This window comes from Xanthomonas sp. SHU 166 (genome assembly GCF_000364685.1).
GTDB lineage: Bacteria > Pseudomonadota > Gammaproteobacteria > Xanthomonadales > Xanthomonadaceae > Xanthomonas_A > Xanthomonas_A sontii.
Genome location: NZ_AQOJ01000238.1, coordinates 1 through 9,465, shown reverse-complemented (window position 1 = coordinate 9,465; position 9,465 = coordinate 1). Strand labels below are relative to the sequence as shown.

7 protein-coding genes are annotated in these 9,465 nt (G+C 70.7%); 2 read left to right on the top strand and 5 right to left on the bottom strand.

The annotated features are described in order from the left end of the window. From D180_RS07875 to pilG, 5 genes are all read right to left on the bottom strand, one after another. Positions 1–3,844, bottom strand: a 3,844-nt coding sequence (locus D180_RS07875) for an Hpt domain-containing protein (RefSeq protein ID WP_017912363.1), incomplete at its 3' end; no start/stop codon positions are given. Positions 3,845–3,955: 111 nt separating this feature from the next. Next, entirely contained in the window at positions 3,956–5,992 is a 2,037-nt protein-coding gene (locus tag D180_RS07870; protein ID WP_017910265.1) for a methyl-accepting chemotaxis protein, read from the bottom strand. Positions 5,993–6,032: 40 nt separating this feature from the next. Continuing rightward, complete coding sequence (locus D180_RS07865; protein ID WP_017910264.1) at positions 6,033–6,563, bottom strand: chemotaxis protein CheW; 531 nt, start codon at positions 6,561–6,563, stop codon at positions 6,033–6,035. Between the two features lies 1 nt (position 6,564). Further along, positions 6,565–6,927 carry a response regulator gene (locus D180_RS07860; RefSeq protein ID WP_026143267.1) on the bottom strand — a complete coding sequence of 121 codons (363 nt, stop codon included), beginning with the start codon at positions 6,925–6,927 and terminating at the stop codon, positions 6,565–6,567. 17 nt (positions 6,928–6,944) lie between these two features. Further along, the gene (gene pilG / locus D180_RS07855; RefSeq protein ID WP_003472648.1) at positions 6,945–7,346 is read right to left on the bottom strand and encodes a twitching motility response regulator PilG; all 402 of its coding nucleotides are present in this window, start codon (positions 7,344–7,346) and stop codon (positions 6,945–6,947) included. Positions 7,347–7,588: 242 nt separating this feature from the next. On the opposite strand from pilG, the gene gshB reads away from it, so the two are divergent. Beyond that, the gene (gshB, locus tag D180_RS07850) at positions 7,589–8,539 is read left to right on the top strand and encodes a glutathione synthase (RefSeq protein WP_017910262.1); all 951 of its coding nucleotides are present in this window, start codon (positions 7,589–7,591) and stop codon (positions 8,537–8,539) included. Further along, positions 8,536–9,417: an energy transducer TonB gene (locus tag D180_RS07845; protein ID WP_017910261.1), complete on the top strand. Its 882-nt coding sequence runs from the start codon at positions 8,536–8,538 to the stop codon at positions 9,415–9,417. The genes gshB and D180_RS07845 overlap by 4 nt, the downstream gene beginning before the upstream one ends. Positions 9,418–9,465 lie beyond the last annotated feature (48 nt).

The window sequence follows — 9,465 nt, the reverse complement described above, 5'->3', positions numbered from 1 at the left end:
CGCCGGCCGCATCGGCCGTCGCGTCAGGCGCCGCAGCCGGATCCATCGCGTCCGGCGCGGGATCGTCCAACACCTGCTCGGCGCTCAGCGGCGCCTCGACCGTCAACGCGTCGAGCTGGCCGTCCTGCGCCAAGGCCGCTTGTTCCTCGGCATGGCCTGCATCCTGCGATGCCGCCGATTCCTCGACTGGGGGCGCGTTCTGAGCCGACGCCTGATCCTGCGCGGAGGCCGGTGCCTCTTCCGAAGACGGTGCGACTGCCGTGTCCGCATGGACGCCGCCCTCGCCTGCCTGGCGGGCCGCCTCGTCCGCCGGCAGCGTCTCGTGCAGATGCGCGGCATCGCCCAGGAACGCCGACAGATCGTCGGCCGCGGTGAGTTCCACCGCCTGCACGGCCTGCTCATCCAGGCCAGCCTCGGCCGGTGCCGACGCGGACAGGTCTTCGTCGTCCTCGTCGTGCGCGATCGGCGGCCACTGCACTTCCGGCAGGGTCTCCACCAGCGCGCGCAGGCGCTGCGCCAGGTCGGTGAACGGCGGAATCACCGGAGACGGTGCCTGCAGTTCCGCGATGGTGGCGGCGATGGCGCGCGCCGCGTCCTCGAGCGCACGCACGCCCTCGGCGCTCGGCACGCTGCCGGCGGCCAGCGCGCGTTTGACGTAGCTCTCGGCCGGCCCGGTGACCGCGGTGATCTCCGGCACGTCGGTCATCGCGAACGCGCCGCTCATGGTGTGCACCGCGCGCAGCAGCGCTTCGGTCGCCGGTTGCGGCGCGTGCTGCAGCCAGGCGTGCACGGTCTCCAGATGGGTGGCGACCTCGGCTTCGAGGATCTCGCGCAGCACGCTGTCCACCGAGGCCGGCGTCCCCGCGCGCGGCGCGGCGCTCGCCTGCGGGGTGGCGAAATAGAACGCCTCCTCGCCAGCGGCGATACGCTCGGCCACCGCCTGGATCGCGTCCAGATCGGCCTGCACCGTGCCGTCGCCGCGCAGCGCGGCATTGAGCTGCGGCAGCACCGCGTAGGCCTGCTCGACCATCGCCACCACCGCCGGGCTGGCCGGGCGCGAGCCGTCGAGCACGCGGTTGAGCATGCTCTCGATCTTCCAACTGAACTCGCCGAGCACGCGCGCGCCGACCAGACGGCCGCTGCCCTTCAGGGTGTGGAACACGCGGCGGATCGGCCGCAGACTTTCGGTGTGGGCAGGCGCGGCGCGCCAGGCCGGCAGCAGCGCACCGAGATTGACCAGTTCCTCGTCGAATTCCTCGAGGAACACCGCGCGGATCTCTTCGTCGATCTCGCCATCGCCGTCGATGAAGCCGGTCTCGGCGGCAGGCGGAACGGCGGCAGGCGCGGCGCTCGCCTCCGCGCTGGCGGGTGCTGCGGCCGCAGGCTCGCCGCTGTGGGCGGCCGCGGTCACGTCGAACTGCGCGGCAGCAGCTTCCAGGTCGGCCAGGAACGCGGCTTCGGCGTCCGACACCGGTGCAGCGTGTGCCTGTACCGGCTCGGGCGTCGCATGCTCCTCGGATTCCAGCGCGGCATGCTCCGGCGCCGATGGCGCATCGGCCACGGCATCGGTGTGCGCGGCCTCGCCGATGGCGGCAAGGCCGGCATCGGTCTGCGCCAGGCCATCCATGGGCGCGTGCGACTCGGTCTGGCGTGCGGCGTCGGTGGCCTCCGCGGCCTCCGTCGGGATCGCGTGCGCGGCGTCTTCGGCGTCGGCACCGGCGTCTGCTGGCTCGGCCTCCCCTGCCGCGTCGAGGCGTTCGCCGTGGGCGATATGGGCGCCAGCGTCGGCCAGCGCGGCCGCATCCGGCGACAGCGCGGACGCGGCCTGCTCGTCCTGCGCGTCCGGGGCGGCGTGCCAGTCGAGCGTATGCACCTCGTCGGCGGACCCGCCAGGCGCGTCGGCGAACGCCGGCGCGTCTTCCAGTTCGATGACCAGCGGCGGCGTGGCGGCGTCGGCGTCTTCTGCAGCAGTCGGCGTGTCGACGATGATCAGGTTGGGATCGTCGTGTTCGTCCAGGCCAGCGAACGCGGCCGGCACATCGGTCTGCGCCTGCTCCGGATACTCGGCGGCCACCGGATCGAAACCGGCGACATCGGCGACGGACGCCGCGGAAGCGGCTGCGGCAGCGTCTTCCTGGGCGAGCGTGGACGGCGTCTGCGGCCGCAGTGCGTCCTGCTCCAGCACCAGGGAATCGAGGCTGATGTGCAGCGGCTCGGCGGTGCCGGTCCAGCTGTCCTGTTCGGCCGCGACCGGATCGAAGCTGAGCGCCTGCGATGGCGCGACAGGTTCCTGCTCGTGCGCGTCGCCCGCAGCGCCAGCGTCAGCGGGCGCGAGGGCATGTTCGGTGGCGGTGTCGGGCTCGTCCGTCGCCAGGCTCCACTGCGGTGCCTGCGGTGCGGAAGGCGTGTCCTGCGTGCGCGACGTCGTCTCCGGCGCGGCCTCGGCCGGCGCCAGATCCCAGGCCGGCACGGCCGGTGCGGCGATGGACGGTGGCGACGCAGGTTCGGCAATGCGATCGGCAACCACCGGCGGGGCGGCCTTGGTCGACTCAGCAGAGTCGCTTCCGCTCGGCAACACACCCGGCGCGGCCGGCGCGGTGTCGGGCAGCGGCCAGTAGCGCAGCGCTTCCAGGCTGCTGCGGGTGATGTCGAGGATCTCCTCGCGCCCGGGGCGGCGCTCGCGCAGCGCTTCCAGGTAGTACTCGAGGCTGGCCATCGCGTCGGCCAGGGTGTCGAGCTGGCGGCCGCTGGGCACGCGGCGCTTGCCGATCAGCTCGGTGCCGACGTAGCGGCGCACGCCTTCCAGGTAGTCGGCCGGCTGCGGCAGTTCCAGCATGCGCAGGGCACCAGCGACCTCAGCGAGCAGGCGCGGCACCTCGTCCAGGCGCGCATGGTCCCAGTTGGTCTCGATGAAGGCGACGAAGTGCTCGCGGGCGCTGCCGAAATTGGCGATGGCCTCGTGCGCCAGCACTTCCACCGTGCGCCGCGCCTCGGCGGCACTGGCGTCGTCGTGCACGTCGCCGCCGGCGCCGAGATAGGCGACCTGGTCGTCGAGCGAGGCGTCCACGTACAGCAGCGCACCGGCGATATCCAGCAGCAGGCCTTCGTCGGCCGCGCGGGCGCCATCGACGATGCTGCGCAGCGCGTCGCGCTGCTGCACCACCACGCTGCGCGCCACGCCCAGGCCCATCACGCCCAGGGTATCGGCAACGCTGCCCAGCTCGTCGACCTGGGTCTGCAGCGCGGCGACGTCGCCGCCGGTGCGCAGATGCAGGTCCAGCGCGTCCTTGACCCGCAGCAGTTCTTCCTTGATCGCGGTGCCGACGGTGTCGAGCAGTTCGCGGTTGCGCCCGGCGAGGCTGCCGCGCGCATGGTCCAGTTCGGCCTCGGTGGCGGCGGCCGCGTCAGGCGCCAGCGCGAACAGCGCGCCCTCGCTGAGGCCGGCTTCGCCGCGCGCTGCGCGGATCTCGTTAAGCAAGGGCAACAAAACGATCGGAATGTCGCGATGGCCGTCCTGCAGGCGTTCCAGGTAGTCCGGCAGCAGCACGGTGCCGCGCATCAGCGTGGCGCAGGCTTCGTCGCGGTCGGCCGCCTGGCCGTTCTGCACCGCGATCGCCAGCAGTTCCAGTTCCTCGGCGACCATCGCCGGCGCGTACAGCTCGACCATGCGCAAGGTGCCCTGCACCTGGTGCAGGTAGCCGGCGCAGAAACGCATGCGGCCGGTGTCGGCCGGTTCCTCGACGAAGGCCTCGATCTCGCCGCGGACCTGGCGCAGGGTCTCGTCCAGTTCCGGCTTGACCCAGCCCAGCGCGGCATGGCTCATCGCATCGCGCAGCGCGCTCATCGCCGCGTCTCCGCGGCCGGGCACGCGCCGTGCCGCGCGAGCGCGGCGACGGGATGCGGGAGTTGTTCACGGTACGTCATGTGCGCTTCCTTCCACCCGGTTCCGGCCCGCTTACGCCGGCAGCTTGAAGTCGGCGACCGAGCGCCGCAGGTCCGCCGCCAGTTGCGCCAGGCGGCCGATCGATTCGGCGGTCTGTCCCGCGCCTTGCGAGGTCTGTCCGGTGATCTGCCGGATCACGTCCATCGTCTGGGTGATGTCGATCGCCGCCGCCGACTGCTGGTGCGCGGCGATGGAGATGTTCTTGATGAGGGTGTTGAGCGCGTTGGACACGCGTTCGATCTCGGTCAGGGCGGTGCCGGCGTCCTCGGCCAGGCGCGCGCCGGACACCACTTCGGAGGTGGTCTGCTCCATCGAGCTGACCGCTTCGTTGGTATCGGCCTGAATGGTCTGCACCAGACCTTCGATGCGGCGGGTGGCGCCGGAGGTGCGTTCGGCCAGGCGCTGCACTTCGTCGGCGACCAGCGCGAAACCGCGGCCGGCCTCGCCGGCCGAGGCGGCCTGCACCGCGGCGTTGAGCGCCAGGATGTTGGTCTGCTCGGAAATGTCGTTGATCAGTTCCACGATCGAGCCGATCTCCTGGGTCGACTCGCCCAGGCGCTTGATGCGCTTGGAGGTCTCCTGGATCTGGTCGCGGATCTGGTCCATGCCTTGGATGGTCTCGCGGACCACGCCGGCGCCTTCGGCCGCGATCACCACCGAGCGCTGCGCCACTTCCGCCGATTCGGTGGAGTTGCGCGAGACCTGCTCGATGCTGGCGGCGATTTCGTTGATGCGCACCGAGGCCGAGCCGATCTGCTCGGCCTGGTGCCCCGCCGCCTCGGCCAGCTGGCGCGCGGTGGCCTGGGTTTCCTCGGTGGACACGGCGACCTTGGCCGAGGTGTCGTTGATGGTGGTCACCAGGTGGCGCAGCTCGTCGACGGCGTAGTTGATCGCGTCGGCGATGGCGCCGGTCATGTCCTCGGTGACCGAGGCCTTGACGGTCAGGTCGCCTTCGCCGAGCGAGCTGATTTCGTCGAGCAGGCGCATGATCGCCTGCTGGTTGCGGCTGTTGTATTCCACCTGCGTCTGCAGGCGGATTTCCTGCTCGCGGCTGCGGCTGCGCACCGTGGTCCAGACGAAGCCGACGATCGAGAGCAGCGCCAGCAGGCCGGAGATCACGCCCAGCCAGAAGTTCGGGAACAGGCGGGTGTCGCGGGTGGAGCCGAACGCGGAGAACGCGTCGAACAGCTTCTTGCTGTCCTCCAGCATCTTGCCCGAGCCGGCGGTCAGCGCCGCGGCGGCGGACTGTGCGGCGAACAGGCTGCGCGAGCTGGCCTGCAGCGCGTCCAGGTCCTTCTTCATTTCCGCCCACTGCGCCTGCGACTGCTCCAGCGCGGCCAATGCGGCGGCGTTGCGCACTGGGGCGATGCCCAGTTCCTCGTTGCCGTTGCGCAGGCCCTCGAGCATCTGCCCGAACACCACCGCGTCGCGCGCCAGCGCGTCGCCGGCACTGGCCGCACCGCGGCCGCCGGCGCGCATTTCGGTGACGCGGCGGGCCATGGTGCCGGCCACCACCACCTGCTGCAGGGTGTTGTAGATCTGCGCGGCGGGCGCGCCGCCGACCGTCATCGCGCGCACCACCTCGTTCAACTGCGCCTGCAACTGCGGCACGCCGCCGACGAAGCGGTCGGCGTTGCCGGCCAGCGCCAGCACCGCCGGTTCGCTGTCCACCACCTGCTGCGCGTTCTTGGCCAGCGGCGCCCAGGTGCCGTTGAGGGTCTGCAGCGGCGCGGACACGCCGGCTTCGTTGGCGTAGCGTGCGTTGAGCTCGGCGACGGTGCTCTCCACCTTCGCCTTGGTCTGCTTGAACTGCTTGAAGGTCTCGGCGTTGCCGGACACTGCGTCGCGGGCCTGGTTGGCCAGCTGTTGCGACAGCACCTGCAGGTCGGCCGCGCCGGTGCTGGCGCCGGCCAGGCGGTTGCCCTGCCAGGTGGCCACGCCGGTGTTGGCGCCGAACACGACCAGCGACAACGCCAGCAGGCCCAGCCAGAAACTCGTGCCCACGCTGCCGAGCTTGCTGGCCTTGCGGGCGTCCGGAGCAGTACTCATGATGCGACCTCGGTCTTCGATGCGGAGGCAGCGCGCGCGCTCAGGCGGCGGCTTGCCGGAATTCGGGAGTGCGCGACAGCAGCGACAGCGAGAACACGCCCCAGTCCTGGGCGTCGCCGCGGAAGGCGCGGTCGATGAAGTGCGCGTAGCGGCCCTGGGCCAGATCGCCCGGCTCCACCGCCTGCGCCTCGGTGAAGCTGCGCTGGCCGAACAGTTCGTCGATGGTCAGGGCCACGTCGCCGCCGCTCTGGCGCATGATCAGCACACGCTGGCCTTCCTGCAGCGCAGTGCGCTCGCCTTCCAGGAACTGCTTCAGGTCGACCACCGGGAACAGGTTGCCGCGCAGGTTGCCCACGCCCAGCAGCCACGGCTGCGCGCCCGGCACCGGGGTGACCGGCGGCATGCGCACGATCTCCACCACTTCGCGGAAATCCGAGACCAGGTGGCGCTTGCCGACGCGGTAGCCGACCCCGCGCCAGACGTCGTCGTCGAAGGCGCGTTCGGGCATCTGCACGGCGTGCGCCAGGCTGCGCCGCTCGTAGGCCTCGAGGATGTCGAAGGGCGAGCGCATGTCAGCCCACCAGTTGATTGATGCGGGCGATCAGCTCGTCTTCCCGCGGCGGCTTGACGATGTAGTCGGTGGCGCCCTGGCGCATGCCCCAGACCTTGTCGGTCTCCATGCTCTTGGTGCTGATGATCAGCACCGGGATGTGCCGGGTGGCCTCATCGCGCGACAGCGCGCGGGTGGCCTGGAAGCCGCTCATCCCCGGCAGCACCACGTCCATCAGCACCAGGTTCGGCGCCTGCTCGCGTACCAGCTTGATCCCGTCCTCCGCGTTGTCGGTGGACAGGACCTGGTGCCCGGCTTTTTCCAGCCATTGCGTGAACACCGCCCGGTCGGTCGGTGAGTCCTCGATCAACAAGATACGGGCCATGCTGCCTTTCCCCCTGGTCAGGCGTTGACGTATGTACGGATCGCGCCCAGCAGCTCTTCGCGTGTAAAGGGTTTGGTGAGGTACTGCTCGGACCCGACGATGCGCCCGCGCGCCTTGTCGAACAGGCCGTCCTTGGAGGACAGCATGATCACCGGCGTGGCCTTGAACAGCTGGTTGCCCTTGATCAGCGCGCAGGTCTGATAGCCGTCCAGCCGCGGCATCATGATGTCCACGAAGATGATCTGCGGCTGCTGGTCGGCGATCTTGGCCAGCGCCTCGAAGCCGTCGGTCGCCGTCACCACTTCGCACCCTTCGCGCTTCAGCAACGTTTCGGCAGTACGACGGATCGTTTTCGAATCGTCGATCACCATGACCCGCAAGCCTGCGAGTTCCCCACCCGCAGTCGTGTTTTCACTCATCACTTGCCCCCAAGCGCGCGACGCTTCATCGGATCCGGCTTCGCTGCGAAACGCCATGTATCCCAAGACCCGCTGCGACTGTCAAGGCCGCCGCTGCCGGTCTGCGTTGAACCACGTAACAGCACAAACTATGTCACAGTTTGGCGGATAACGTGCGACACCGCGCAGCCGCGCCCGACACCCGATGCGCGGCGCCCCCGCCGACCCGCTACCATCTTCCGCTCAGTCTCTCAGGTGCCCCCATGCCGTTCGATGTCATCGTGGTGATGGACCCCATCGCCAGCATCAAGATCGCCAAAGACACGACCTTCGCGATGCTGCTGGAAGCGCAGCGCCGCGGGCACCGGCTGCACTACGTGCGCCCCGGCGGGCTGACCCTGCGCGATGGCTGTGCAACCGCCCAGGCCGCGCCGCTGCGGGTGCGCGACGACAAGGCCGGCTGGTTCGAGCTGGACGCGTTCGCCGAACTGACCTTCGGTCCCGGCCAGGTCGTGCTGATGCGCAAGGATCCGCCGTTCGATGCGGAGTTCCTGTACGACACCCACGTGCTCAGCGTGGCCCAGCGCGCCGGCGCGCAGGTGGTCAACGACCCGCAGGGCCTGCGCGACTTCAACGAGAAGCTGGCCGCCCTGCTGTTCCCGCAATGCTGTCCGCCGACGCTGGTCAGCCGCGACGCCGCCACGCTCAAGGCCTTCGTGCTGGAGCATGGCCAGGCGGTGCTGAAGCCGCTGGACGGCATGGGCGGGCGGTCGATCTTCCGCAGCGGCACCGGCGACCCCAACCTCAACGTGATCCTGGAGACGCTGACCGACGGCGGCCGCAAGCTGGCTCTGGCGCAGCGCTTCATCCCGGACATCAGCGCCGGCGACAAGCGCATCCTGCTGGTCGACGGGGTGGCGGTGGACTACTGCCTGGCGCGGATTCCGCAGGGCGACGAGTTCCGCGGCAACCTGGCCGCCGGCGGCCGCGGCGAAGGCCGCCCGCTGAGCGAGCGCGACCGCTGGATCGCCGCCCAGGTCGGCCCGGAGATGAAGCGGCGCGGCATGCGCTTCGTCGGCCTGGACGTGATCGGCGACTACCTCACCGAGGTCAACGTCACCAGCCCCACCTGCGTGCGCGAGCTGGACGCGCAGTTCGGGCTCAACATCGCCGGGCTGCTGTTCGACGCCATCGAGGCCTACCCGGCGCGATGAGCGCGGCCGCCGCGACGCCCGCGCCGCGCATCGGCGAGCGCGAACGGCTCAGCGCCACCCTGGTGCTGTCGCTGATCGTGCACGGGCTGCTGATCCTGGGCGTGGGCTTCGCGATCGACGACGACGCACCGTTGGTGCCGACGCTGGACGTGATCTTCAGCCAGACCAGCACACCGCTGACGCCGAAACAGGCCGACTTCCTGGCCCAGGCCAACCAGCAGGGCGGCGGCGACCACGACACGCCGCAACGTCCGCGCGACAGCCAGCCCGGCGTGGTGCCACAACGCCAGGACGGGTTGGCGCCGCAGGCGTTGCGTGCGCAGACCGCGGCCGCGGCACCGGAACCGACCCCGCGCGTGGTCAGCAGCGCGCGCGGCGAGCAGCCGCTGCCGGTGGCGCAGACCCAGCCGCGCACCGACGACCCGCAGCGGCCGGTGGACGCGCAGCGCGAACAGCGCGATGCCGAGATGGCGCGACTGGCCGCCGAGGTGCACCTGCGCTCGGAGCAGTACGCCAAGCGCCCCAACCGCAAGTTCGTCTCCGCCAGCACCCGCGAATACGCGTACGCCAACTATCTGCGCGCCTGGGTCGACCGCGCCGAGCGCGTCGGCAACCTCAACTATCCCGACGAAGCGCGGCGGCGCCGGCTCGGCGGCCAGGTGGTGATCAGCGTCGGCGTGCGCCGCGACGGCAGCCTGGAGAGCAGCCGCATCCTGCGCTCCAGCGGCGTGCCGATGCTCGACGCCGCCGCACTGCGGATCGTGCAACTGGCGCAGCCGTTCCCCCCATTGCCGCGCACCGACGACAACGTCGACATCCTGCAGGTGACCCGCACCTGGGTGTTCCTGCCCGGCGGCAGCCTGGTCGACGACCGCTGAGCGGCACGCAGATCGCCCCTCTCCCCCCGGGAGAGGGGTTGGGGTGAG